This window comes from Pseudomonas sp. GYB4201 (assembly GCF_056312595.1).
Map to the genome: position 1 here is coordinate 44,804 of NZ_JBWGIG010000020.1, position 23,650 is coordinate 68,453.

General features: G+C 66.5%; 23 protein-coding genes. 9 read left to right on the forward strand and 14 right to left on the reverse strand.

Going from position 1 to position 23,650, the window contains the following annotated elements:
* Nucleotides 1-111: 111 nt before the first annotated feature.
* On the reverse strand, nucleotides 112-717 hold the full coding sequence (pcaG, locus tag AC0Z2B_RS19255) for a protocatechuate 3,4-dioxygenase subunit alpha (RefSeq protein ID WP_027981146.1): 606 nt from the start codon (nucleotides 715-717) through the stop codon (nucleotides 112-114).
* 13 nt (nucleotides 718-730) lie between these two features.
* On the reverse strand, nucleotides 731-1,450 hold the full coding sequence (gene pcaH / locus AC0Z2B_RS19260) for a protocatechuate 3,4-dioxygenase subunit beta (RefSeq protein WP_027981145.1): 720 nt from the start codon (nucleotides 1,448-1,450) through the stop codon (nucleotides 731-733).
* A gap of 146 nt (nucleotides 1,451-1,596) precedes the next feature.
* Between pcaH and ypfJ the strand changes: the two genes are divergently transcribed.
* On the forward strand, nucleotides 1,597-2,496 hold the full coding sequence (gene ypfJ, locus AC0Z2B_RS19265) for a KPN_02809 family neutral zinc metallopeptidase (protein ID WP_416427024.1): 900 nt from the start codon (nucleotides 1,597-1,599) through the stop codon (nucleotides 2,494-2,496).
* Here the strand turns inward: ypfJ and AC0Z2B_RS19270 are convergent, their stop codons facing one another.
* From AC0Z2B_RS19270 to AC0Z2B_RS19285, 4 genes are all read right to left on the reverse strand, one after another.
* Entirely contained in the window at nucleotides 2,497-3,783 is a 1,287-nt protein-coding gene (locus AC0Z2B_RS19270; RefSeq protein WP_416427025.1) for a carbohydrate porin, read from the reverse strand.
* 296 nt (nucleotides 3,784-4,079) lie between these two features.
* On the reverse strand, nucleotides 4,080-4,667 hold the full coding sequence (locus tag AC0Z2B_RS19275) for an HAD-IA family hydrolase (RefSeq protein ID WP_473004564.1): 588 nt from the start codon (nucleotides 4,665-4,667) through the stop codon (nucleotides 4,080-4,082).
* Nucleotides 4,664-5,533, reverse strand: a complete 870-nt coding sequence (gene tesB / locus AC0Z2B_RS19280) for an acyl-CoA thioesterase II (protein ID WP_416427027.1) — start codon at nucleotides 5,531-5,533, stop codon at nucleotides 4,664-4,666. Before tesB ends, AC0Z2B_RS19275 begins: the two co-directional genes overlap by 4 nt.
* Nucleotides 5,534-5,632: 99 nt before the next feature.
* The gene (locus AC0Z2B_RS19285; RefSeq protein ID WP_473004565.1) at nucleotides 5,633-6,202 is read right to left on the reverse strand and encodes a GNAT family N-acetyltransferase; all 570 of its coding nucleotides are present in this window, start codon (nucleotides 6,200-6,202) and stop codon (nucleotides 5,633-5,635) included.
* A gap of 79 nt (nucleotides 6,203-6,281) precedes the next feature.
* Here AC0Z2B_RS19285 and AC0Z2B_RS19290 point away from each other — a divergent pair, with 79 nt between their 5' ends.
* Nucleotides 6,282-7,199, forward strand: a complete 918-nt coding sequence (locus AC0Z2B_RS19290) for a histone deacetylase family protein (protein ID WP_476298777.1) — start codon at nucleotides 6,282-6,284, stop codon at nucleotides 7,197-7,199.
* 151 nt (nucleotides 7,200-7,350) lie between these two features.
* Entirely contained in the window at nucleotides 7,351-8,598 is a 1,248-nt protein-coding gene (locus tag AC0Z2B_RS19295; protein WP_476298779.1) for a TIGR03862 family flavoprotein, read from the forward strand.
* A 98-nt stretch (nucleotides 8,599-8,696) separates the two neighbouring features.
* On the opposite strand, the gene AC0Z2B_RS19300 is transcribed toward AC0Z2B_RS19295, so the two are convergent.
* From AC0Z2B_RS19300 to AC0Z2B_RS19315, 4 genes are all read right to left on the reverse strand, one after another.
* The gene (locus tag AC0Z2B_RS19300; RefSeq protein WP_476298781.1) at nucleotides 8,697-10,034 is read right to left on the reverse strand and encodes a DEAD/DEAH box helicase; all 1,338 of its coding nucleotides are present in this window, start codon (nucleotides 10,032-10,034) and stop codon (nucleotides 8,697-8,699) included.
* A gap of 75 nt (nucleotides 10,035-10,109) precedes the next feature.
* The gene (locus tag AC0Z2B_RS19305) at nucleotides 10,110-10,718 is read right to left on the reverse strand and encodes a 3'-5' exonuclease (RefSeq protein ID WP_416427032.1); all 609 of its coding nucleotides are present in this window, start codon (nucleotides 10,716-10,718) and stop codon (nucleotides 10,110-10,112) included.
* 15 nt (nucleotides 10,719-10,733) lie between these two features.
* Nucleotides 10,734-11,213, reverse strand: a complete 480-nt coding sequence (locus AC0Z2B_RS19310) for a LabA-like NYN domain-containing protein (protein WP_416427033.1) — start codon at nucleotides 11,211-11,213, stop codon at nucleotides 10,734-10,736.
* Between the two features lie 128 nt (nucleotides 11,214-11,341).
* Nucleotides 11,342-12,067, reverse strand: a complete 726-nt coding sequence (locus AC0Z2B_RS19315) for a DUF2076 domain-containing protein (protein ID WP_476298784.1) — start codon at nucleotides 12,065-12,067, stop codon at nucleotides 11,342-11,344.
* A 200-nt stretch (nucleotides 12,068-12,267) separates the two neighbouring features.
* Here AC0Z2B_RS19315 and AC0Z2B_RS19320 point away from each other — a divergent pair, with 200 nt between their 5' ends.
* The gene (locus tag AC0Z2B_RS19320; RefSeq protein WP_416427035.1) at nucleotides 12,268-12,927 is read left to right on the forward strand and encodes a YciC family protein; all 660 of its coding nucleotides are present in this window, start codon (nucleotides 12,268-12,270) and stop codon (nucleotides 12,925-12,927) included.
* Nucleotides 12,928-12,990: 63 nt separating this feature from the next.
* Nucleotides 12,991-14,073, forward strand: a complete 1,083-nt coding sequence (locus tag AC0Z2B_RS19325; protein WP_476298786.1) for an endonuclease/exonuclease/phosphatase family protein — start codon at nucleotides 12,991-12,993, stop codon at nucleotides 14,071-14,073.
* Nucleotides 14,074-14,786: 713 nt separating this feature from the next.
* On the opposite strand, the gene hrpB is transcribed toward AC0Z2B_RS19325, so the two are convergent.
* Nucleotides 14,787-17,312: an ATP-dependent helicase HrpB gene (hrpB, locus tag AC0Z2B_RS19330; RefSeq protein ID WP_476298788.1), complete on the reverse strand. Its 2,526-nt coding sequence runs from the start codon at nucleotides 17,310-17,312 to the stop codon at nucleotides 14,787-14,789.
* Between the two features lie 108 nt (nucleotides 17,313-17,420).
* Here hrpB and AC0Z2B_RS19335 point away from each other — a divergent pair, with 108 nt between their 5' ends.
* Nucleotides 17,421-17,840: a polyribonucleotide nucleotidyltransferase gene (locus AC0Z2B_RS19335; protein ID WP_476298790.1), complete on the forward strand. Its 420-nt coding sequence runs from the start codon at nucleotides 17,421-17,423 to the stop codon at nucleotides 17,838-17,840.
* A gap of 12 nt (nucleotides 17,841-17,852) precedes the next feature.
* Nucleotides 17,853-18,767: a cation diffusion facilitator family transporter gene (locus AC0Z2B_RS19340; RefSeq protein ID WP_476298792.1), complete on the forward strand. Its 915-nt coding sequence runs from the start codon at nucleotides 17,853-17,855 to the stop codon at nucleotides 18,765-18,767.
* Here AC0Z2B_RS19340 and AC0Z2B_RS19345 read toward each other — a convergent pair.
* Nucleotides 18,752-19,846: a DUF6515 family protein gene (locus AC0Z2B_RS19345; RefSeq protein WP_476298794.1), complete on the reverse strand. Its 1,095-nt coding sequence runs from the start codon at nucleotides 19,844-19,846 to the stop codon at nucleotides 18,752-18,754. The two genes, AC0Z2B_RS19340 and AC0Z2B_RS19345, sit on opposite strands and share 16 nt — an antisense overlap.
* Nucleotides 19,847-20,631: 785 nt before the next feature.
* Between AC0Z2B_RS19345 and AC0Z2B_RS19350 the strand changes: the two genes are divergently transcribed.
* Nucleotides 20,632-21,111 (forward strand): Lrp/AsnC family transcriptional regulator, encoded by a 480-nt coding sequence (locus tag AC0Z2B_RS19350; RefSeq protein ID WP_416427041.1) that lies wholly within the window; start codon nucleotides 20,632-20,634, stop codon nucleotides 21,109-21,111.
* A 12-nt stretch (nucleotides 21,112-21,123) separates the two neighbouring features.
* Nucleotides 21,124-21,327: a DUF2788 domain-containing protein gene (locus AC0Z2B_RS19355; RefSeq protein WP_416427042.1), complete on the forward strand. Its 204-nt coding sequence runs from the start codon at nucleotides 21,124-21,126 to the stop codon at nucleotides 21,325-21,327.
* Between the two features lie 34 nt (nucleotides 21,328-21,361).
* Here the strand turns inward: AC0Z2B_RS19355 and AC0Z2B_RS19360 are convergent, their stop codons facing one another.
* Both AC0Z2B_RS19360 and amn read right to left on the reverse strand, forming a co-directional pair.
* Nucleotides 21,362-21,931: a pseudouridine synthase gene (locus tag AC0Z2B_RS19360; protein ID WP_416427473.1), complete on the reverse strand. Its 570-nt coding sequence runs from the start codon at nucleotides 21,929-21,931 to the stop codon at nucleotides 21,362-21,364.
* Nucleotides 21,932-22,070: 139 nt separating this feature from the next.
* Entirely contained in the window at nucleotides 22,071-23,543 is a 1,473-nt protein-coding gene (amn, locus tag AC0Z2B_RS19365; protein WP_476298797.1) for an AMP nucleosidase, read from the reverse strand.
* Nucleotides 23,544-23,650: the final 107 nt, after the last annotated feature.

Below are 23,650 nucleotides of genomic sequence, written 5' to 3' on the forward strand. Positions count from 1 at the left end.
CAGCGGCCGCAGGCCGCGTCATAGGCCCTGACGCGGCCTGCGGCCGCTGCTACGGGGGATGAAATAAAAAAACCGCCTTGAAGGGCGGTTTTTTTGTGGCTGCAAACAGGCTTAGAAGTCGAAGAACACCGTCTCGCCTTCACCCTGGATGCGGATGTCGAAGCGGTAGGCGGTCTTGCCGTTCACTTCGCAACGGGTGGCGATCAGGGTTTCGCGACGGGCCGGCTGCTCGATCAGGTTCAGCACCGGGTCCTTGGCGTTGGCCTCGGCTTCGTCGCTGAAGTACAGGCGGGTTTGCAGGTGGATGTTGATGCCACGGGCAAACAGGCTGACGTTGATGTGCGGCGCCATCGGCACGCCGGCGGCGTTCTTGACCACGCCCGGCTTGATGGTGTGCAGGTCCCACTCGCCGCCGTCGAAGGTGGTGGCGGTGCGGCCGAAGCTGTTGAACGGCTTCTCCAGGTTGTAGTCCGTGTCGTAGTGGCCGTTGGCGTCAGCCTGCCAGAACTCCAGGAACGAATCGCGCACCTTGTGGCCGTTGCCGTCGTAGACGTCGCCCAGCAGGATGATGTGCTCGCCGGGTGCACCGGGCTTGGCCATCTGGTTCCAGATTTCCTCGTCGCGCGGCGGGTTGCCGGCAGCGGACAGGGCCAGGCCGATGTGCACGTACGGGCCAGCGGTCTGCGAAGGTGTTTCCTTGAGCAAGGTAATAGGCATGGTGGCGCTCTCCTCAGCAGTTCTCGAAGTGGGTCTTGCGCTGGCCGCGCAGCACGATGTCGAAGCGGTAAGCCAGGCAATCCATCGGGTTTGCGTGGTTCATGTCGAGCTTGGCGATCAGGCTCTGCACGGCTTCAGGGTCGGCGATCGACTTGACGATCGGGCACATCGGGATCAGCGGGTCGCCTTCGAAGTACAGCTGGGTGATCAGGCGCGTGGAGATCGACGGGCCGCTGACCGACACGTGAATGTGCGCCGGGCGCCAGTCGTTCGGGCCGTTGCGCCATGGGTACGGGCCCGGCTTGATGGTGCGGAAGTTGAAGTAGCCTTCGCTGTCGGTGACCATGCGGCCGACACCACCGAAGTTGGGGTCCAGCGGCGCCAGGTAGCGGTCGTTCTTGTGACGGTAGCGGCCGCCGGCGTTCGCTTGCCAGATTTCCACCAGGGTGTGGGGGATCGGCTTGCCGTACTGGTCGCACACACGGCCGGCGACGATGATGCGCTCGCCGATGGGCAGGCCACCATTGTTGAAGTTCAGCAGCAGGTCGTTGTCGTACTTGCCGAATTTCAGGTGGGAAAAATCAGGGCCGGTAGACTCGCTGGCCGACTGCGGGATGCTCACCAGCGCCTGGCGCGGGGAACGGGCCACGGAGGTCTTGTAGTCGGGGGTCAGGGCCTTGGGGTGCCAATTGCGATCACGGATAACGAAGCGACTGGTGTCTTGGGAAGACATGCCGTTCTCCTATTATTTGATTTATTGGGTCCTGCGGACAGGCTTCGGACTAGTCTCAATGAAAATTCCCACAACGAAAATTGAATATACCAGTCGGATACATATCCAAATGGTTATCTGAATAGTGATCGTGGAGGGTGCTCACCATGCTGTGGAAAAAAGGCCGGCGCAGTGACAACGTGGTGGACGCCCGCGACGATGACCCTGGCGCAGGCGGCGGAGGCGGCGGGCTGCGCATTGGCGGCAAGGGCCTGAGCCTGACCGCGGTGGTGCTGATCGTCGGCTTCGGCCTGCTGACCGGCCAGGACCCCATGCAGATTCTTGGACAACTGACCGGGCAACTGAGCCAGCCGCAGACCGCCCCGGTGGACACCCGCAGCCGCCCTGCCCCGCCTGCCAACGACCAGCAGGCCGATTTCGTCCGGGCAATACTGGGCGACACCGAGGACACCTGGGGGCAGATCTTCCAGAAGGCCGGCCGCCAGTACCAGGACCCCAAGCTGATTCTGTTCCGCGGCCAGGTCAATTCGGCCTGCGGCTTCGCCACCTCGGCCACCGGCCCGTTCTATTGCCCGGGCGACCGCCAGGTGTACCTGGACATGGATTTCTTCAAGGAAATGGACCAGCGCTTCCACGCCGCCGGCGAGTTTGCCGACGCCTACGTGATCGCCCATGAAGTGGGCCACCACGTGCAGAACCTGCTGGGCATACCGGCGAAAGTGCAGGCCGCGCGCCAGCGTGGCGAACAGATGGAAGGCGCAAATGGCTTGTCGGTAAGGCAGGAGTTGCAGGCCGATTGCCTGGCGGGGGTGTGGGCGTTCCATGCGCAACAGCGGCTGCACTGGCTGGAGCCCGGCGACGTTGAGTCGGCGCTGAACGCCGCCAATGCCATTGGCGACGATCGCTTGCAGCAGCAGAGCCAGGGACGCGTGGTCCCCGACTCGTTCACCCATGGTACTTCAGCCCAGCGCGTGCGCTGGTTCAAGACCGGTTTCGCCCAGGGTCAGATCAACCAGTGCGATACCTTCGGGACGAAGAACCTGTGATCAGAACGCGGCCTTGACCTGCACGCCAGCCATCAGCGCGTTCTGGGTGTTCACGCCGTAGAAGGCGCCTGGTTCCTTGATGTACTGCACGTCAGGACGCACGGTCAGCCACTTGGTGACTTGCGCGGTGTAGCTCAGCTCGATCAGCTGCTCGCCGCTGTCCAGGTTGTCGATGTCATCAGCTGCGGCAGCAGTGGTGGCAGCGGCGATCTGGTTGTCGCGGGTGCGCTCGTTCAGCACGGCGCGGCCATAGGCCAGGCCGATGGCGTCGTCAGGACGGCTGTCGAACGGTTTGTGCAGCACTACGCCAGCCGAGTACCAGTGACGGAACGGCGAGGTGGCGGCGTCGGTCTGGGTGGCCTGGCCGAACACGTGCAGGTTGCGCTTGGGGTCGGTGGCGGAGCGCCATACGGCCTGGTCAGCCAGCACGTAGGAGCCCGAACGGCCGGCAGCGGTGCCATTGCCGGCGATGCGCGCGGTGTCGGAAGTGTCGTAGTACCAGCCGAACTTGTACTGGCCGTCGTAGGTGCCGCCACGGGTGTAGATGGCTTCGATCGGCATGATGGTGCCGGTGTAGTGGTCCGGGCTCATGCGCAGCGCGTACTTGGACTCGCTGTTGGTGATCGGGTTGACCTCGAACGCGGCGGTCTGGATAGCCCACTCGTCGTTGATCTTGTACTTCAGCATGCCGCCCCAGTGGCCGGTCGGGGCGTTGGTCCAGCCGCTGCCACCGGACATCGACAACGGGTGGGCGCAGAAGCCGGCGTTGACGAAGTTGGTGAGGATGCTCATGCCGCCGAAGTCGTTACCCATGGGCATGAAGCCCACTTTCATGTCCAGGTTCGGGGTGAAGATGGTGCGCTCGTAGCTGACCTCGCTGATGCGGGTGTACTGGCCGCCGTAGATTTCCTGCACCGGCAGGCGGTTGCCCACCAGGTCGGCCGAGGCGCTGTTGCCGCGACGGTCGGTGACCATGACCTGCACGACGCCGCCGTTGTCGATACCCAGGATCTTGCTCAGGTCGAAACGCGCGCCAATACGCAGCTGCTGGGCGTAGCGAGCACCATGGCTCTCGCCGCCGTGCACGGTGCCGAACGTTTCGGAAACGTAGTCGCTGGTGATCTTGATGCCTTCGTTCTCGAGGCGGGTACGCTCGCCGCCCCAGTTACCGGTCATGGTCGAGTCGTCAGCCAGGGCCATGCCCGGGGCCGCAACCACCAGGGAGCCCAGCGACAGGCCGGCCACCAGGCCCGAAGTCTTAATGCAACGCGAGGATTTGATCAGCATGATTCTCTACGATTTGAATTGGTTCTGGGGGTGTATCGGCAGGCAATGCATTTCTAGCCTAGTGCGAGGGGTGCATCATAATGACGCACCCTGCAAGGATTAAGACCAATGGTAGCAAAAAACTATTTCAAAATTTAAGAAAATGATCGGAATAGTTAGTTTAGTTTCATCTGCTGGTGTGCGAAGGTCCGCCGGGGGCAACCGTATCCCGTAGCAGCTGCCGAAGGCCGCGTCCCCGGCCCCATGCATGACGGGGGAGGACGCAGCCTTCGGCAGCTGCTACGGGGTAGTGGGAATCAGGCGAGGTTGAGCAGGTCGGTGCAGGTGGGGGCGTGCCAGTCGGCCAGTTCGGGCCAGGGGTTTTCGGGCAGGTTGACCAATACGGTGTGGGTGCCCGCTGCACGGCCGCAGTCGAGGTCGAATCGGTAATCGCCGACCATCACCATCTGCGCCGGCGCCACGCCCCAGGCGCGGGCCAGCTTGAGCAGGCCGTCGGGGTTGGGCTTGGGCAGCGCGTCGTCACGGCCCAGCACGTCTGCAACGGCAAAACAGTCGGCGATGCCGATGGCTTCCAGGGTGATGTGCGCCAGCTCCCGCGCGTTGCGCGTCAGGATGCCCAGGGTATGCCCGCGCGCTGCCAGGCTGCGCACCAGCGCAACCGCACCATCGGCGGCGCGGGAGGCCACCGCCAGTTCGCGCTCGTGTTCCAGCAGCCAGGCGTGCTTGGCCGCTGCCACCTCGGCCGGCAAGGCGGCCAGGTGGGTGAGGATGTCGTCCTCGGGCGGAATCTCCAGGGCCACGCGAATGGCCGCGAAGTCGTGTACCGCCACGGTCAGGGTGCCGTCCATGTCGAACACCCAGTGGCGGATATCCCGCAGGCTCATGCCCAGTCCTTGCGTTGGCGGATCAGGCCTTCCTGGGCCGCGGACGCCACCAGCTGGCCGGCGCGGTTGTACACGCTGCCACGGCAGAAACCGCGGGCGTTGGCGGCCCAGGGGCTGTCCATGGCGTACAGCAGCCAGTCATCGGCGCGCAGGTCGCCGTGGAACCACAGGGCGTGGTCGAGGCTGGCCAGCTGCATGTCCTTGTGCCACACCGACTTGCCGTGGGGCAGCAGCGAGGTGGTCAGCAGGCCGAAGTCCGAGGCGTACGCCATGATGTATTTGTGCAGCGCCGGGATGTCCGGCAGGGTGCCGTCGGCGCGGAACCACACGTACTTCACCGGGTCGCCAGGCACCGGGTTGTAGGGATCGCGCTCGGTCACCGGGCGCACCTCGATGGGCTTGGGGCACAGCAGCTTGTCGCGGATGTGCTCGGGCAGCAGGTGCGCGTTCTTCTGCGTCAGCTCAAGCTCGGTGGGCAGGTTTTCCGGGCCCACCACGTTGGGCATCGAGGCCTGGTGCTCGTAGCCTTCCTCGTCGTACTGGAAGGAGGCGCTGCAGGTGAAGATCTGCTGGCCCTTCTGCACCGCGGTCACCCGGCGGGTGCTGAAGCTGCCGCCGTCGCGCACCTTGTCGACCATGTACACCACCGGCAGCTGGGCGTCGCCCGGGCGCAGGAAATAGCCATGCAGCGAGTGCACGTGGCGGGCGTCTTCCACGGTCTGGCTGGCCGCCGACAGCGACTGGCCCAGTACCTGGCCGCCAAACAGCTGGCGGAAACCCAGGTCCTGGCTGCGCCCGCGAAACAGGTTTTCCTCGATGGGTTCCAGGGTCAACAGGTCGACCAGGTCGTCCAACACATGGCTCATACGAACTCTCCAAAAAACGCTGACAGTGCCCGTGAAACGAGCCAACCGGGGAAATGATACAGGCTTTACAGGGGCAAACCCCACCGTCGCGACGTTGGTCTAGCCGTGCAGGGTGTGACGCCACTCGTCGCGGTCGATGCGGTACAGCAGGTGGCGCTGCAGCTCATGGCCGGCAGGCAGGCGCGGGTGATCGAAATCGCCCCTGGGGTCGCGCTGCATGCCGATGGCCTGCATCACCTTCTCCGAGGGCAGGTTGCACTGGGCGGTGAACGACACCACTTCCTCCAGGCCCAGCTGCCCGAACGCCACGCGCAGGCTGGTCCAGGCCGCCTCGCTGGCGAACCCCAGGCCCCAGTGGCGGCGCGCCAGGCGCCAGCCGATTTCCACCGCCGGGGTGAACGGTGCCTCGAAGTTGACGTGGCTGAGGCCGGTGAAGCCGATGAAGGCACCGGTGTCCTTGCGCTCCAGCGCCCACAGGCCGAAGCCGTACTCATTGAAATGGCCGCGCACGCGGCCAATCAGGGCGGCGCTTTCCAGGCGCGTGAGCAAGGCCGGGAAGTAGCGCATCACCTGCGGGTCGGCCGACATGGCGGCGAACTCCGGCAGGTCCTCGTCGCGCCACTGGCGCAGCACCAGGCGCGCGCTTTCCAGCTGCAAAATCGGCTTCATCGGTGCATTCCCCCGTGCAGTCCTTGAAGTTTATCGTGAGCGTGGCAAGAATCGGACATCCACCTGCCGCGAATTGCTCATGCCGCTGCCACTGATTTATCACGACGACTACAGCCCGCCCTTCCCGCCCGAACACCGGTTCCCCATGGACAAGTTCCGCCTACTGCGTGACCACCTGGTGACCAGCGGCCTGGTGCAGGACGCGGACTTGCTGCGCCCGGAATTGTGCCCCAACGACGTGCTGGCGCTGGCCCATGACCGCGACTACATCGAGCGCTTCATGAGCGGCGAACTGGCCCGCGAAGACCAGCGCCGCCTGGGCCTGCCTTGGAGCGAGGCCCTTGCGCGGCGCACCGTGCGCGCCGTGGGCGGCTCGCTGCTGGCCGCCGAGCAGGCGTTGCAGCACGGCCTGGCCTGCCACCTGGCCGGCGGCACCCACCATGCTCATTATGACCACCCTGCCGGGTTCTGCATTTTCAACGACCTGGCCATCATCAGCCACGCGCTGCTGGGCAGCGGCCGGGTGAGCCGGGTGCTGATCTTCGACTGCGACGTGCACCAGGGCGACGGCACCGCGCGAATTCTCGCCGACACCCCGGACGCCATCACCGTCTCCCTGCACTGCGAGAAGAACTTTCCTGCGCGCAAGGCCGACAGCGACTGGGACATTCCGCTGCCCATGGGCATGGGCGACGCCGATTACCTGGCAGTGGTGCACGACACGCTGAATTACCTGCTGCCGCTGTACCAGCCCGACCTGGTGCTGTACGACGCCGGCGTGGACGTGCACAAGGACGACGCCCTAGGCTACCTGCAATTGACCGACGCCGGGGTGTCGGCCCGCGACGAGGCGGTGCTGCGGCACTGCCTGGGCCGCGACATTGCGGTGATGGGCGTGATCGGCGGCGGCTACAGCAAGGACCGCCAGGCCCTGGCCCGCCGCCACGGCCTGCTGCACCACAGCGCCCAGCGGGTGTGGACGGACCTGGGGCTGTAACTTACCCACATCGGCTGTGGAGCCGCCTGTGGATAACCTGCGGGCAAGCTCTGCCACGCCAGTATCGGCGCGGCCTGCAGCCCGTTGTACGTTTTTTATCCACCGGTGATGAGCTACAATGGTCGGCTTATTTCGCACCCGATGGCCGCCCATGTCTCACTCCCTGCCCGCCCCTGTCCACCACGTCGCCATCATCGGTGGCGGCCCTGCCGGGTTGATGGCAGCGGAAGTCCTGAGCCAGGCCGGCGTGCGCGTCGAGGTGTTCGACGCCATGCCGTCGGTGGGGCGCAAGTTCCTGCTGGCCGGCGTGGGTGGCATGAACATCACCCATTCCGAACCCTATGCCGCCTTTGTCGGCCGCTACGCCGAACGCCGCGACGAAGTGGCCGCGCTGCTTGAAGGCTTCAACGCCGAGCACCTGTGCCAATGGATTCACGGGCTGGGCATCGAGACCTTCGTCGGCACCTCTGGCCGCGTATTCCCCACCGACATGAAGGCCGCGCCGTTGCTGCGCGCCTGGCTCAAGCGCCTGCGCGAGCAGGGCGTGGTTATCCACACCCGGCACCGCTGGCAGGGCTGGCGCGCGGACGGCAGCCTGTGCATAACCCATCCTGAGGGTGAATTGACCCTGCGCCCCGACGCCACGCTGCTGGCGCTGGGGGGCGCCAGTTGGGCGCGGCTGGGGTCGGATGGCGCCTGGCTGCCGTGGTTGCAGGCCCGGGGCGTTGCGACCGCGCCGTTGCAGGCGGCGAACTGCGGCTTTGAGGTGGCGGGCTGGAGTGAGCTGCTGCGCGAGAAATTCGCCGGTGCGCCACTGAAGAACGTCGCAATGTACCTGGCCGGGGCAACGCCACGCCTGGGCGAGGCCATCGTTACCGCCGGCGGTATCGAAGGCAGCCTGGTGTATGCGCTGTCGGCGCAGGTGCGCGAGCAGATCAACGCCAGCGGCCAGGCGACGCTGTACCTCGACCTGCTGCCGAACAAGGCTGTGGATAAAGTGGCTGCCGCCCTGGCCCGGCCGCGCGGCTCGCGTTCCATGGCCAAGCATTTGCACAGCGTGCTTGGCCTGGATGGCGTGAAGGCGGCCCTGCTGCGCGAGCTGACCGACAAGGCCACCTTCGATGACCCGCAGGCGTTGGCCCAGGCGATCAAGGCGCTGCCGATCGTGCTGGTGCGGCCACGGCCGCTGGATGAAGCCATCAGCACCGCCGGTGGCGTGCGTTTCGAAGCGCTGGACGCGGGGTTGATGCTGCAGGCGCTGCCTGGCGTGTTCTGCGCGGGGGAAATGCTGGACTGGGAAGCGCCGACCGGCGGTTACCTGCTGACCGCGTGCTTCGCTAGCGGCCGCCGCGCCGCCGAGGGCGCCCTTACCTGGCTGAACACCCCACACACCCCGTAGCAGCGGCCGCCAGGCCGCGTCCCGAAGCAACGCAGGACGGCCGCCGGACGCAGCCTTCGGCAGCTGCTACGCAGAGAGGCCGAAGGCGCTGCGATAGGTCAGGGCTTGCGCTTGCGCGGGCCAGTGTTGAACGCGGGCACCTTGCGCACCGGCTTGGCCGCCGGGGCGACGTTTTCGGTGGGGGTGTCGCCGCTGTCCAGCCACTTGCCCAGGGTGCGCTTGCCGCCGGTGACCTTGGGTTTCTTCGGCTTTTTCGGTTTCTTCAGCACTTCGCCGCTGGCGTTGGTTTCCGGCACCCGGTGATCAGGCTCGAAACCCTGCTCTTCGGTGCGCTTGAGGGTCTGGCGGGTCAGCACTTCGATGGCCGACAGCAGCTGCACTTCGTCGGCGCACACCAGCGAGATCGCCTCGCCCGTCAGGCCGGCACGGCCGGTGCGGCCGATGCGGTGCACGTAGTCTTCGGCCACGATAGGCAGGTCGAAGTTGACCACGGTAGGCAGGTCATCGATGTCCAGGCCGCGGGCAGCGACGTCGGTGGCCACCAGGATCTGCACTTCATTGGCCTTGAAGCGGTCCAGGGCGCGCTGGCGCGTGGCCTGGGGCTTGTCGCCGTGGATGCCGTCGGCGTTGATGCCCAGGCCCTGCAGGCGCTCCACCAACGCGTCGACACCGTTGCGGGTCTTGGCGAACACCAGGGTCTGCTTCCACTTCAGGCGCTTGAGCAGGTGGATGAACAGCTCGGGCTTGCGCTTCTTGTCCACGGTCACCACCCACTGCTTCACGGACGCGGCGGCGACGTTGCGCGGGCTGACTTCGATGCTCAGCGGGTTGTTGAGCATCTGCCCGGCGAGCAGGCGGATGGCGTCGGAGAAGGTGGCGGAGAACAGCAGGGTCTGGCGCTTCTTCGGCAGGGCGGCGTAGATGTCACGCAGCTCTTCGGCGAAGCCCAGGTCGAGCATGCGGTCGGCCTCGTCCAGCACCAGGGTTTCCAGCTGGCTGAACTTGACCGCGTTCTGGCGGTACAGGTCGAGCAGGCGGCCCGGGGTGGCCACCAGCAGGTCGACACCCTTGCGCAGCTTCATCATCTGCGGGTTGATGCTGACGCCGCCGTACACCGCGTAGGTGCTCAGCGGCAGATGTTGGCCGTATTCCTGGATGTTGGCGTGCACCTGCTCGGCCAGCTCGCGGGTCGGCACCAGCACCAGGGCGCGCACCGAGTTGCTGGCCACTTTCGGGCCTTCCATGGTCAGGCGCTGCAGCATCGGCAGGGCGAAGCCGGCGGTCTTGCCGGTGCCGGTCTGGGCTGCGGCCATCAGGTCGCGGCCGGCCAGCACGGCCGGGATGGCCTGGGCCTGTACTGGCGTCGGGGTCTGGTAGCCGAGGGTTTCCAGGGCGCGCAGCAGGGGTTCGATCAGGCCAAGGGTGGCGAATGTCATCAGGGGTACCGTAAGGTCAAGTTCTGCAATGGTGCGCAGTTTACCTTGTCGGCGCCTGTTGCGGTTCGCCGGCGTTCAACCGCGCTGCTTGCGCAGGGCCTCGCCGATCTTCGCCGCGGGGATCTTCTGCAAGGTGCAGAACAGGTCGTGGCCGACGTTGCTCAGGCCGTGGGTGCTGCGTAGCTCGCCGGCCAGGTGCTGGATCAGGTTGGCGGCCATCTCGGCGTCGGCCATGGCCCGGTGGGCGGTGCCGGTGTTCGGCAGGCCGGCCCACTGGGTCAGGGTGCCGAGCTTGTGGTTCGGCGCGGCCGGCATCAGGCGGCGGGCCAGCAGCATCGAGCAGGCGAAGCGCTGGCGGCGCTCGCGGCGCAGCAGGCCCAGTTCGAAGTCCCAGAACCGTTGGTCGAATGAGGCATTGTGGGCCAGCAGCGGCGTGTCACCGACGAAATCCGCCACCTCGTTCATCACCTGGGCCACCGGCGGCGCGCTGCGCACCATGGCGGTGGTAATGCCGGTCAGGCTGGCGACGAAGCCCGGCACCGCGACGCCGGCGTTCATCAGGCTCTGGTAACGGTCCACGATCTGCCCGCCCTCGAGCATTACCACGGCGATTTCGGTGGCGCGGCAGTACGCGTTCGGCGAGATGCCGGTGGTTTCAAAGTCGATGACGGCAATACGTTCCAAAAACAACTCCAGGGTTCAGTTCTTGAGCAGCAACGCGCCTTCGATGGGCACGTAGCGGCTGGCGGCGCGGATCAGTGAATTGGCGGTGAGCCCCGGCACGCCGTAGGCCACGGCGGTGACGCCGTGCTTGCTGATGATGCGTTCGAGCAGCAGGTCGAAGTCGCCGTCGCCGGAGGCCAGCACCACTTCGTCGACGCGGTCGGCGGCGTCCATGATATCGATGGTGATGCCCACGTCCCAGTCGCCCTTGGCCGAACCGTCGCTGCGCTGGATGTACGGTTTGAGTTTTACCGTGAAGCCCAGGTTGCGCAGGATCTGCTGGAACTGCTGCTGTTTGCTGTCACCACGGTCGATGGCATAGGCGTAGGCCTCGACGATCTGCCCGCCCTTGCTGATGTCAGCCCACAGGGCGGCATAGTTGAAGTGGCAACCATACGCCTGACGAACGGTGTAGTAGAGGTTTTGTACATCGGCGAACACCGCGATTCTTTTCACCGCACATCCTCGTGGCGCCAAAGCGCTCGACCTTGATCAGGCCGTCAGTATGCCAGTTGCAACGCGGGTGCTGGGAATTGTCTGGCGAAACGGCCCGCCAGGGGGTGGCGGGCCGTCTGCCGAGGGGGTCAGACGAAGGTGTCGTCGTCGTCGAAGAAGCTGCCGCCGCTGTCGTCGTTGAAGTCGGAGTCAGCGAAGCCGCCGCCGTTATTGTTGCCGCCCCACGAATCGTTGTTGGCGAAACGCTCGGGCTCGTTGCCCCAACCGCCCTGGTCCTGCATCGGCACTGGCTCTTGCAGCACTTCGACGATTTCCTGGGGCTGGTTGTTGTGGTGGAACAGGCTGCTGATGCCTTCGGCCAGCATCACGCCACCGGCCACGCCGGCTGCGGTCTGCAGGGCGCCACGCATGAAGCCGCCAGCGGCTGGAGCCGCCTGTTGTGGCGGTGGTGGTGGCGCGTACTGCGGCTGTTGTGGCGGTTGCTGGTACTGCTGGTTGCCAGGTTCGCGCCAGCCACCGGACGACTGCGGGGCCGGGGCCGGTTCACGGGAACCGCCACCGAAAATGCTCGACAGGAAACCGCCGCTCTGTTGCGGCTGTTGCTGGGCGGCAGCGGCCTGGGCCTGGGCTTGCGCCAGGTCGGCCTGCAGTTTCTTCACCTGCTCGTCCATGCGCTTGAGGGCCGCTTCCTGTACCAGGATGGCCTGGGCCATGTAATAAGGTACTGCCGGTTGCGCGGCCACATGTTCCTTGATCCGCTCGAACGCCTGGGCGTCGCGTGGGGCTGCTCCCGTTTCGGCTTGCTTGAGCCGGGTAAACAGACCATCGATCAGGGTTTGCTCTTCGCTGTTCATGGCGACCTCGTTAGATTGCCGGTAAAAATTCGGCCCGGCCCGGTATGGGCGGCCTGCGTACAAAATGGGGCACGTGCATGACGGTTTCAATGGTAGCGCCCCATGAAACTTCCTTCAGGCAGCGACACGCCAGCGCGGTTGGAGCCACCTGGCGCATGGGCTAAAGTGTCGGCCTGCTTTGACTACTGCGATACCGACTGATGAACCCCTTGAGCGTACTGCGCGATTCCCTGTATTTCTTCCGCCGCAACCTGCTGGCCATTGCCCAGCTGTGCCTGCCACTGGTGGTGCTGGAAGCCCTGGCCACCCAGATGGTGCAGCACACGGTGGGCGAAGACGCCTCTCCCATGTATGACATCATCGTGGGCCTGCTGTTCTACCCGCTGTACACCGGTGCGCTGATTCTGTTCCTCGACGCCCGCAGCAAGGGCCTGCAGCCGCTCAAGCGCAACCTGCTGGCCGTGACCCTGCGCCTGTGGCCATTCTTCGCCGTGCTGGCGGCGAGCAGCACCGTGCTGATCATGCTCGGCCTGTCGTTGTTCGTGCTGCCGGGCGTCTACGTCATGATCCGGCTGGTGTTTGCCGAGTACCTGCTGGTGTTGCGCGGCCTGACGCCCATGGCGGCGATGCGCGACAGCTTCCAGCTGACCCAGGGGCACTTCGTGCGCATCCTGCTCTGCGTGTTCGGCGCGCTGATACCGTTGTGGGCCATCGACCTGGTCAGCAATTCGGTGTGGCCCGAGCCCAGCAACTGGCAGGCGCTGCTGCTGGATAGCGTCAACGGCTTCCTGCAACTGTTCACCAGCGTGGTGCTGTACCGCCTGTTCATGCTGCGCGTGGGCGACACGACCCAGCCCTGAGGCTTGGGCGCGGCGCCTGGCTCGGTTATGCTCCGGTGATACCGCGAAGCCAAAGCCGAGCCCATGACCCGACTCCTGCGCAACACCCTGCTGGTACTGGTGGCCCTGGCGCTGCTGCTGGGCATCCTGGCCTACACCCTGACCTGGCACCCGCCCCAGCGCGAGAAGCTCGCCAATATGTGCCGCGGGCCGGCGCCACAGCTGGTGCCGGGCCAGGCCGTGAAGGTGATGACCTGGAACGTGCAGCACCTGGCGGGCAAGCAGTACGTGTTCTGGAACGACCTGCCCGATGGCAGCGGCCCGGACGACCGCGCCACCGCCGAGGACCTGGCCTACAACCTCGATGAGGTGGCACGGGTCATTCGCGATGAACAGCCCGACCTGGTGCTGCTACAAGAGCTGGACGACGGCGCCAAGGCCAGCGACTACCAGGACCAGCTGACCCTGCTGCGCGCACGTATCGTCGACCTGTACCCGTGCAGCGTCGAGGCCTTCGATTGGAAAGCCGACTTCATCCCCAACCCGCATATCCTCGGCAGCGTCGGGCGCAAGCTGGCGACCCTGAGCCGCTTCCAGATCGTGCAGGCCGAGCGCCAGCAACTGCCCCAGGCCGAAGGCCATTGGCTGACCGCGCCCTTTGCCCCGCGCCGCGCGCTGCTGACCAGCTACCTGCCGATCCAGAACGGCGGCCAGCTGGCAGTGCTCAACACCAACCTGGAGGGCCCTGTACCGGGCGAGGATACCCAGGGCCGGCAGATGCAGGCCATTCTCAAGCGTATCGACCGCATGGAAAGCCACGGCACGCCGTGGCTGCTGGGCGGCGACTTCAACGCCCTGCCCCTGGGCCAGGCGTTGCGCCTGCCACCCGCGCAACGCAACGCCTACCCGGCCGACAGCCCCCTGCATCTGCTGTGGGACCGCTATCCGATGATCCCGGCCAACACCGAAGCCAGCGGCGAGGACCGCAGCGGCTGGTTCACCCACTACCCCAACGACCCGGCGATACCGGCGCCCGACCGCACCCTGGACTACCTGTTCCACAGCCCCAAGCTCAAGCGCATCGAGGCGCGGGTGCGGCAGGATGACACCGAGGAGATCTCGGATCACCTGCCGCTGACGGCGCGGCTGTTGCTGCCGCCCCCGTAGCAGCGGCCACAGGCCGCGTCCCGGCGCAACGCAGGCCCGCCGCCGGACGCAGCCTTCGGCAGCTGCTACGTGGGTTGGCCGCGTGCCGGGGTTATTTGCGGGGTTTGATGCGGGCGGTGGCTTCGGCGATCAGCGGGTCGTCCCATGCCCCCGTAGCAGCGGCCGCAGGCCGCGTCCCGACGCAACGCAGGGCCGCCGTCGGACGCAGCCTTCGGCAGCTGCTACGTGGGTTCGCCGCGTGACGGGGTTATTTGCGCGGTTTGATGCGGGCAGTGGCTTCGGCGATCAGCGGGTTGTCCCATGCCCCCGTAGCAGCGGCCGCAGGCCGCGTCCCGGCGCAACGCAGGGCCGCCGCCGGACGCAGCCTTCGGCAGCTGCTACGGGGATTGGCCGCGTGCCGGGGTTATTTGCGGGGTTTGATGCGGGCGGTGGCTTCGGCGATCAGCGGGTCGCCCATGCCCCCGTAGCAGCGGCCGCAGGCCGCGTCCCGGCGCAACGCAGGCCCGCCGCCGGACGCAGCCTTCGGCAGCTGCTACGCGGGTTCGCCGCGTGCCGGGGTTATTTGCGCGGTTTGATGCGGGCGGTGGCTTCGGCGATCAGCGGGTCGCCCATGCCCCCGTAGCAGCGGCCGCAGGCCGCGTCCCGGCGCGACGCAGGCCCGCCGCCGGACGCCGCCTTCGGCAGCTGCTACGTGGGTTCGCCGCGTTCCGGGGTTATTTGCGGGGTTTGATGCGGGCGGTGGCTTCGGCGATCAGCGGGTCGTCCGGCCAGTAGTGCTTGGGGTAGCGGCCCTTGAGGTCTTTCTTCACCTCGGCGTAGGTGCTGCGCCAGAAGTTGGCCAGGTCCTGGGTGACCTGCACCGGCCGCCGTGCCGGCGACAACAGGTGCAACAGCACCTGCTGGCGGCCGTTGGCGATGCACGGGGTTTCGGCCAGGCCGAACAGTTCCTGCAGGCGCACCGCCAGGATCGGCGGCACTTCGCTGTAGTCCAGCCGCACATTGCTGCCCGACGGCACGGTCAGATGCTGCGGCGCCAGTTCGTCCAGGCGCTGGGGCAGCGGCCACGGCAAGGCGTTGCGCAGGATCGAGGACAGGTCCAGGTTGCCGAAGTGGCTCAGGCGCGTGACCTTGCCCAAGTAGGGTTCCAGCCAGGCTTCGAGGGTGGCCAGCAATGCCACGTCGCTGACGTCCGGCCATTCGCTGCTGCCGCTGCCGGCCAGGTCCAGCTGGCGCAGCAGGTTCACCCGCGCCTGCCACTGGCGCAGCTCCGGGGTCCATGGCAATAGCTCCAGGCCCTTGCGCCGCACCAGGCCCACCAGCGCCCTGGCCCGCGCGGCGTCGTCCAGGCCCGGCAACGGCTCGCGGCTGAGCACCAGCTCACCGACCTTGCGCTGGCGCTCGGCGCGCAACACACCCTCGCGCTCGTCCCACTCCAACTGGTCGACCTGGCGCACCTGCTCGGCCAGCACGCCGTCGAGCAGCCCGGCGTCGAAGTCGGTGGCCAGGTAGATGCGCTCTTCGCGCTGGCCCTGGCGGCTGCCCAGGTCGGCGATGACAATCCACTCGTGCTTCATCAGCGCATCCGGCTCGCCAAACTGCGCGGCGCGGCCGTTGGCCAGGCGGTATTCGCCACCACCGGCACGTCGCTGTTGCGCCACGCGGTCGGGATAGGCCAGCGCCAACAGCGCCCCCAGCCAGCGCGGGTGATCGGGATCGGCCACCGGCGCGCTGGCGTTGCCGCGCAGGTAACCACGGTATTGCCGTGCCAGCTGGCGCACTCGCTGCACCCCGCCCTGGCTGCCGCGCGCACCGCGCTGCTCGCCGGACACCAGGCCCAGGCGGCTGTGCAGGTCGGCACCGGCGCCACGCAGGATGTCGCGCTCGCCCAGCAGCGCCGCCACGTCACAGGCAAGCCCCGCCAGGCCCAAGGCCTGCCCACGCAGCAGCAGATGGGCGATACGCGGGTGGGCTGGCAGTTGCGCCATGGCCTCGCCGTGTTTGGTCAGCGCCGTGGCGCCCGGTTCCGCCAGCGCCCCCAGGCGCACCAGCAGGTCCAGCGCCTGGCCGTAGGCCGCCGCCGGTGGCAGGTCGAGCCAGCTCAGCTGTTCCGGGGTCACGCCCCAGCGGCTCAGCTGCAGCGCCAGCCCGGCCAAGTCGGCCTGGAGGATCTCGGCCGCGCCATAGGCCGCCAGTTGCTCATGCTGGGTCTCGGACCACAGGCGGTAGCACACGCCCGGTTCCAGGCGCCCGGCCCGGCCGGCGCGCTGGGTGGCGCTGGCGCGGGAGATGCGCTGGGTGTCCAGGCGGGTCATGCCGCTGCCGGGGTCGAAGCGCGGCACCCGCGCCAGGCCGGCATCGACCACCACGCGCACGCCGTTGATGGTCAGGCTGGTTTCGGCGATGTTGGTGGCCAGCACCACCTTGCGCTTGCCCGCCGGCGCCGGGTCGATGGCCGCGCGCTGGGCGTTGAGGTCCAGCTCGCCGTGCAAGGGGCATAGCAACACGTTGCTGTCTTCACCCAGGGCTTCGGCCAGCTGCTGGTGCACGCGACGGATCTCGGCCTGGCCGGGCAGGAACACCAGCAGGCTGCCGCTCTCGTCGTTGAGCGCTTCCAGCACGGTGTTGACCACCCGCGGCTCGATGAACTCGCCCGGCTGGAACGGCCGTCCCCAGCGCATGGCCACCGGGAACATGCGCCCTTCGCTGCGCACCACCGGCGCATCGTCGAGCATGGCCGCCAGGCGCTCGCCCTCCAGGGTTGCCGACATCAGCAAAATCTTCAGCGGCGGCTCGTCGCGCAGCAGCGCGCGGCCGTTGAGGCTCAGGGCCAGGGCCAGGTCGGCGTCGAGGCTGCGTTCATGAAATTCGTCGAAGATCACCAGGCCAACGCCTTCCAGCGCTGGATCCTCCTGCAGGCGGCGGGTGAGAATGCCCTCGGTGACCACCTCGATGCGCGTCTTGGGGCCCACCCGGCTGTCCAGGCGAATGCGGTAGCCCACGGTCTCCCCGACCTTCTCGCCCAGCTCGCTGGCCAGCCGCTCGGCCGCAGCACGTGCGGCCAGGCGCCGGGGCTCGAGCATGAGGATGGTCTGCCCGGCCAGCCACGGCTCGCCCAGCAACGCCAGCGGCACGCGGGTGGTTTTACCGGCGCCGGGCGGGGCTTCGAGGACAGCTTCGTGGCGCGCCGCAAGCGCCTGGCGCAGGTCGGGCAGAACGGCATCAATCGGCAATGAAATCATGGTGGCTCCCAGGCAAGCCGGCAAGTATAACGGCGAACTAGAGCCTTATAATCATGGTCTTAGTATCAGCACCCCTGTAGGGTTGCATTCACCATTTCGGAGATTCCCATGCGTATTCCTTCGCGTTTGATTGGCGGTGTGCTGGTGGGCGCCCTGCTCACCCAGGTTACGGCCTGCGGCAGCCTGTTCTACCCTGAGCGTCGCGGCCAGATCGAAGGCCGCATCGACCCGGTCATTGCCGTGGCCGACGCCGTCGGGCTGCTGTTCTACATTATCCCGGGCCTGATCGCGTTCGGTGTCGACTTCGCCACCGGCGCCATCTACTTCCCCCATGGCAAGATCGCCCAGGTAGCGCCGGAAAAACTGCACGAGGCGGTGAGCGCCGACGGCAAGGTGGACCGCGCGAAACTGGAGGCTATCCTGCAGAACGAACTGGGCCGCACCCTGCCCCTGAACGACCCGCGCCTGATCGAAAGCCGTGGCAGCGCGGAACAACTGGCCATGTACGGCCTCAAGCCCGCCGCTTAAGCACAGGCCACCATGACCACATCCGCTCACCACATCAAGCTGCTGCGCCTGGCCACACGTGCTTCCCTGGCCACGGCGGCCATCCTGATCGTCGCCAAGGCCATCGCCTGGTGGTTGAGCGGCTCGGTCAGCCTGCTGGCCGGCCTCACCGACTCGGTGCTGGACGGCGCCACCTCGTTCCTCAACCTGCTGGCGGTGCATTATGCGCTGCGCCCGGCCGATGAAGACCACCGCTATGGCCACGGCAAGGCCGAGGCCATGGCGGGCATGGCCCAGGCCTTGTTCATCGGCTTCAGTGCGGTGCTCATCGCCTACCAGGCGGTGGAACGGCTGCATAACCCGCAGCCGCTGGGGCAGGCCGGCATCGGCATCGCCGTGATGGTGCTGTCGTTGGTGCTGACCGCGGGGCTGCTGGCCATCCAGTACAAGGTCATTCGCGAAACCGGCTCCACGGCCATTCGCGCAGACTCGCTGCACTACCGCTCGGACATGATGCTCAACGGCAGCATCCTGGTGGCCTTGCTGCTGGCGCAGTTCGGCTTCGGGCAGATGGACGCCTTCTTCGGCCTGGGTATTTCCCTGTACATCCTCTGGAGCGCCTACCAGATCGCCCGCGAAAGCGTGGCCATCCTCATGGACGAGGAACTGCCCACCGACGTCAGCGCGCAGATGCTGGCGCTGGCCTGCGCGGTGCCCGGCGTGCTGGGTGCCCACGACCTGCGCACGCGGGTGTCGGGCAACCACTGGTTCGTGCAACTGCACCTGGAACTGCCCGGCACCTTGAGCCTGACTGCCGCCCACGCCCTGTGCGAACAGGCGGAAGCGGCGATCATGGCGCAGTACCCCAAGGCCGAGGTACTGGTGCACGCCGACCCGGAGGAAGTGGTGCAGGCCGGCAAGGCCCACACCCCTCAGTTCACCCTGTAGCCCCGGGTGCTCAGGCAGGACGCCATGGCATTGCGGTAGCTGTAGACCACCGCCGGGTCAGGCTGGTAGGTGGCGTTGGCGGGGTCGAAGCCGGTCTGCTGCACGGCAGTGCGATAGCACTCGTACCTGTCCTGCTGAATCTGCTCCGGGCTCTGGCCGTAGGCCGGGTACACCGCCACGTCATAAGGGTCGGCGGCGGGCTGGGGCTGCGGCTCTGGTTCAGGCGGCGGTTGGATCTGCTCCTGGGCCACCGGCGGGTTCACCACCACGTAGTCCTGGCTGTCGTCCGCCCACTGGTAATAGCTGCCGGCAGCCATGAAGAACAGCGCGCCACCAATCCAGACTTCGCTGGCGTAGTCGGGCAGGTAGCGGGTACGGATGCCGTAGGGCGGCCGTACGACCACGTAGCGCGGGCCATCCGGGCGGTACCAGTAGCCATTGGAGAAGAAGTAGTCACCGCCGCGGTACGGCACGCGGTAGGACTGCCCCGGGAAGCGATCGACATACTGCCCCGGCCGGAACTGCGGGCCCGAGCCCCAGCCGTTGCCGTAGCCACCCGGGCGGCCCGGCCAGCGGTGGTCGTCGTGGCGGTCGCGGTTGGGCATGTCGGCGTAGTTGCCACGGATAGGCGGCTGGGTCTGGCGCACTTCATCCGGATGCGGGCGAATCGGCGGCTGCTCGACCTGCTGCTGGCGCGGCTCCTGGTGGAACTGGTATTGGCCGCTCTGCTGCGGCGCACGCTGCTGTTCCTGGTGGAACTGCGTGGGCGTGTCCTGCTGCTGATGGAACTGCGGCTGCGCGTTCTGCGGCCGGGCGTTGCCGGGCTGCTCGCGGTTGAAGTTCTGTTGGTGGAACTGGTACTGGCCGCTTTGTTGCGGGGCACGCTGCTGCTGTTGCGGCGGTTGTTGTGGCTGCTGTTGTTGTGGCTGCGGATGGTTTTGCTGCTGGCCACCGCCATGCTGCTGCCCTTGGGGGCCCCGCTGTTCCTGCTGCGAGTTCGGACCTTCGGCCAGGGTTTGAGCGCTGGCGCTCACGCAAAGCAGACCAACACCTGCCAAATGCCAGATGCGCGACTTCATGTTGTTCCTCACGGGGGATGGGTTGGGGCGTATAAATAAGACTGGAAAAACCGCCCTCGGTTCTTCAAGTTTATCAGCCTGTATGCGATGGGTATCGGCGGGGACACGATTTTCCTGCGCGGTTGGTTCCAGGCATTAGATTGGGTTGGCGCAGAGGCGCTAGTCGATGCTCTTTGGTTATTCATGAAATCGAGCGCCGCCCGCGCGGCGCTTCGCCGCCTTCGGCAGCTCCTACATTTGCTTAAACGTACCATGGCCTGATCGACCGAGGCCTTAGCCATGTGGGCTCGACGGAATCCAGCGTGGACACCAGGCAGGCAACGCCTCTCGGACAGGCTGTGGCACGTTGCAACCGATGTAGGAGCTGCCGAAGGCTGCGAAGCGCCGCGCGGGCGGCGCGCGATTGACGCGGCAACAAAGCAATATCGCCGGACACCTGGGCGCGCGGCAGATTTTCCCCGCGCACAAATAAAGAAGGGAGGCCCGTCGGCCTCCCTTGAGTGTCTTCTGTCCTGCTCGACGCTTGTGGCGCCGGCTCACCTCACGCCGCCTTCTGGGCAGTGTGCAACCCGGGGGCCAGCACAGCCCCTGTGGGGGTGGTGGCCGCAACCTGCCTGCTTGGGTCTGGTTGCAGTGGACTCGTGTCCGGGTAGTGATTCTGGGTAAAAGAATACGTCGAAGGCGGCGGCAGGGGATTGCTAAGATTGCTGACGAAAACATCACTTGCGCAATTTTTGCCTTCAGATGGATAATTTGCAGCAATATTAAAGATCAAGGGCAGATCCATGAGCAAGCTGGACCGATATGACCTGAGCATTCTGGCTGAATTGCAGCGCGATGCTCGTATTTCCAACCAGGAACTGGCCGAGCGCATCGGCCTGTCGCCCTCGCCGTGCTCGCGCCGGGTCAAGCAGCTGGAGGACGACGGCTACATCACCCGCCAGGTCGCCCTGCTGGACCGCAAGATGCTGGGCCTGAGCCTTACCGCCTACGTGCACATCGGCATGGACCGCCACACCCCCGAGCGCTTCGAGAACTTCGAGGCCGCAGTGCGCGCCCTGCCCCAGGTGCTGGAATGCAGCCTGGTGACCGGGATGGAAGCCGACTACCAGTTGAAGGTGGTGGTGCCGGACATGGACCACTACCAGAAACTGCTGCTGGGCCACCTGACGCGTATCGACGGCGTCACCAGCGTGCGCTCCAGCTTCGTGCTGAACCAGGTACTGGCCAGCACCGAGCTGCCCCTCACCCACCTGCGCACCTGACGGAGGCTGCCCATGGACCCGGCGGTATTCGAAGAATGGATGATGACGATACTGGTGACCGTGCTGATCGGGTTCATGGGGTTTATCGTCTGGGACCTGGCGAAGAAGTCCAAGGCCGGACGGTTTGGCACCCTTATCCTGTTTGCGGTGTTGGGCCTGGGGATCCTCGCGTTCGTGATCAAGAGCGTGGTGATTGCGGTGATTGAGGCCCATTGATCGCGGCGCGCCGGGACGCGGCCGGTGGCCGCTGCTACGGGCGGGGAGCCGGGACTTCGCGGTATTTGCCTTGCTCCAGGCCATCCAGTGCCCAGTCGCCAATGCGCACGCGCACCAGGCGCAGGGTGGGCAGGCCCACGGCGGCGGTCATGCGCCGTACCTGGCGGTTGCGACCTTCCTTGATGATCAGTTCCAGCCAGTGGGTGGGCACGCTCTTGCGGAAGCGAACCGGTGGGTCGCGTGGCCACAGGTCTGGCTCTTCCAGCAGGCGGGCCTGGGCCGGCAGGGTCATGCCGTCGTTGAGTTCGACGCCCTGGCGCAGGCGCTGCAGGTGCTCTTCGGTAGGCTCGCCTTCAACTTGTACCCAATAGGTTTTCGCCAGCTTGTGCCTGGGGTCGGCGATGCGCGCCTGCAACTGGCCGTCGTTGGTCAGCAGCAGCAAGCCTTCGCTGTCACGGTCCAGGCGCCCGGCCGGGTAGATACCGGGGATGTCGATGAAATCCTTGAGCGTCGCGCGGCCTTCGCCGTCGCTGAACTGGGTCAGCACGTCGAACGGCTTGTTGAACAGGATCAACCGCGGCTCGGCCGGCGGCGCCTTGGCCACGCGCCGTGGCTGCCCGGGTTTGGCAAAGGGTTTGGCGCCCGGGCGGCGGGCGTTGGTGCGGGGTGGCAAAGGCATGGGGGCAAGGTTTCAAGGCAGCTGGGCCGACTATGCTAGTGGGCCCGGCGCCTTTGGGCAAACCTCAGCGGAACGGCGGCTCGTCGAAGCTGCGCAGTTTGCGCGAGTGCAGCGAGGTCAGCTCGGTGCGCAGCAGGTCCAGGGCGGCGATGCCGATCTTCAGGTGCTGGCTGACCGCGCGGTTGTAGAACGCGTTGGCCGAACCCGGCAGCTTGATCTCACTGTGCAGCGGCTTGTCGGACACGCACAGCAAGGTGCCGTACGGCACGCGCAGGCGGTACCCCTGGGCGGCGATGGTGCCGCTTTCCATGTCCACGGCCACGGCGCGCGACAGGTTGATCAGCGGCCGTTCCTGGGCCCAGCGCAGCTCCCAGTTGCGGTCGTCGTAGGTCAGCACGGTGCCGGTGCGCAGGCGCTTTTTCAGCTCGTCGCCACGCTCGCCGGTGATCTGCGCGGCCGCTTCCTGCAGGGCCATCTGTACCTCGGCCAAGGCCGGGATCGGGATGTTCGGCGGCAACACGCGGTCGAGGATGCCGTCCTGGCGCATGTAGGCGTGGGCCAGCACGTAGTCGCCAATGGTCTGCGACTGCCGCAGGCCGCCGCAGTGGCCGATCATCAGCCAGCAGTGCGGGCGCAGCACGGCCAGGTGGTCGGTGATGTTCTTGGCGTTGGACGGGCCCACGCCGATGTTGACCAGGGTCACGCCGTCGCCATCGGCGGCGATCAGGTGATAGGCCGGCATCTGGTAGCGGTGCCACACCACGCTGTCCACCAGGGCCTGGGCCTGCTCGCTGGCCATGCCCTTCTCGATCACCACGTTGCCGGGCATGACCAGGCGCACGAAACGCGGATCGCTTTGCAGCTGTTCCAGGCCGTGGCTGACGAACTGGTCGACGTAGCGGTGGTAGTTGGTCAGCAGGATCCACGGCTGCACGTGGCGCCAGTCGCTGCCGGTGTAGTGGATCAGGCGGCGCAGGGAGAAATCGACGCGGGCGGCGTCGAACAACGCCAGCGGCATCGGGTCGGCGGTGGCCCAGTCATACAGGCCGTCGGCCACGCCATCGGTGGCGGCGGACAGGTCGGTGCTGGGGAACACGCGGGCCAGGGCCGCGGCGGTGACACCGCTGCCGGCCAGCTCATCGCCCTGCTCGACCACGTAGGGGTACGGGATGTTCTGCTCGCTGACGCCCACTTCGACAGTGACGGAGAAGTCGCGCATCAGCGGCTTGAGCTGGTCCAGCAGGTAGGTGCGGAACGCGGCCGGCTGGGTGACGGTGACCGAATAGGTGCCCGGCGACTGCACCTTGGCGTAGGCGCGGGTAATGGGCGGGACTTCGCCGCTGTAGGTGTAGGTGACGCGCAGTTCCGGGTAGTGGAACAGCGCGCGCTGGGCCGCGTCGGGTTCGCTGCGGTCCTTGAGGTATTGCTTGAGCGCCTGGCTCAGGGCCTTGGTACCCCGCTCGTGCAATTCAGCCAGACGATCGACGGCTTGTTCGGCGGTTTCGACAACAACAAAGGCTTCGGCAGTTCGAGTCACGGTGCGCTTCCTGTCTGATCTTGCAGACCTCCATCTTGCCTGTAACAACACATAAAGGCACGTGTTGCCCGTGACGCGGCCAGGCGGCCGATCTGCGTTGCCCCGGG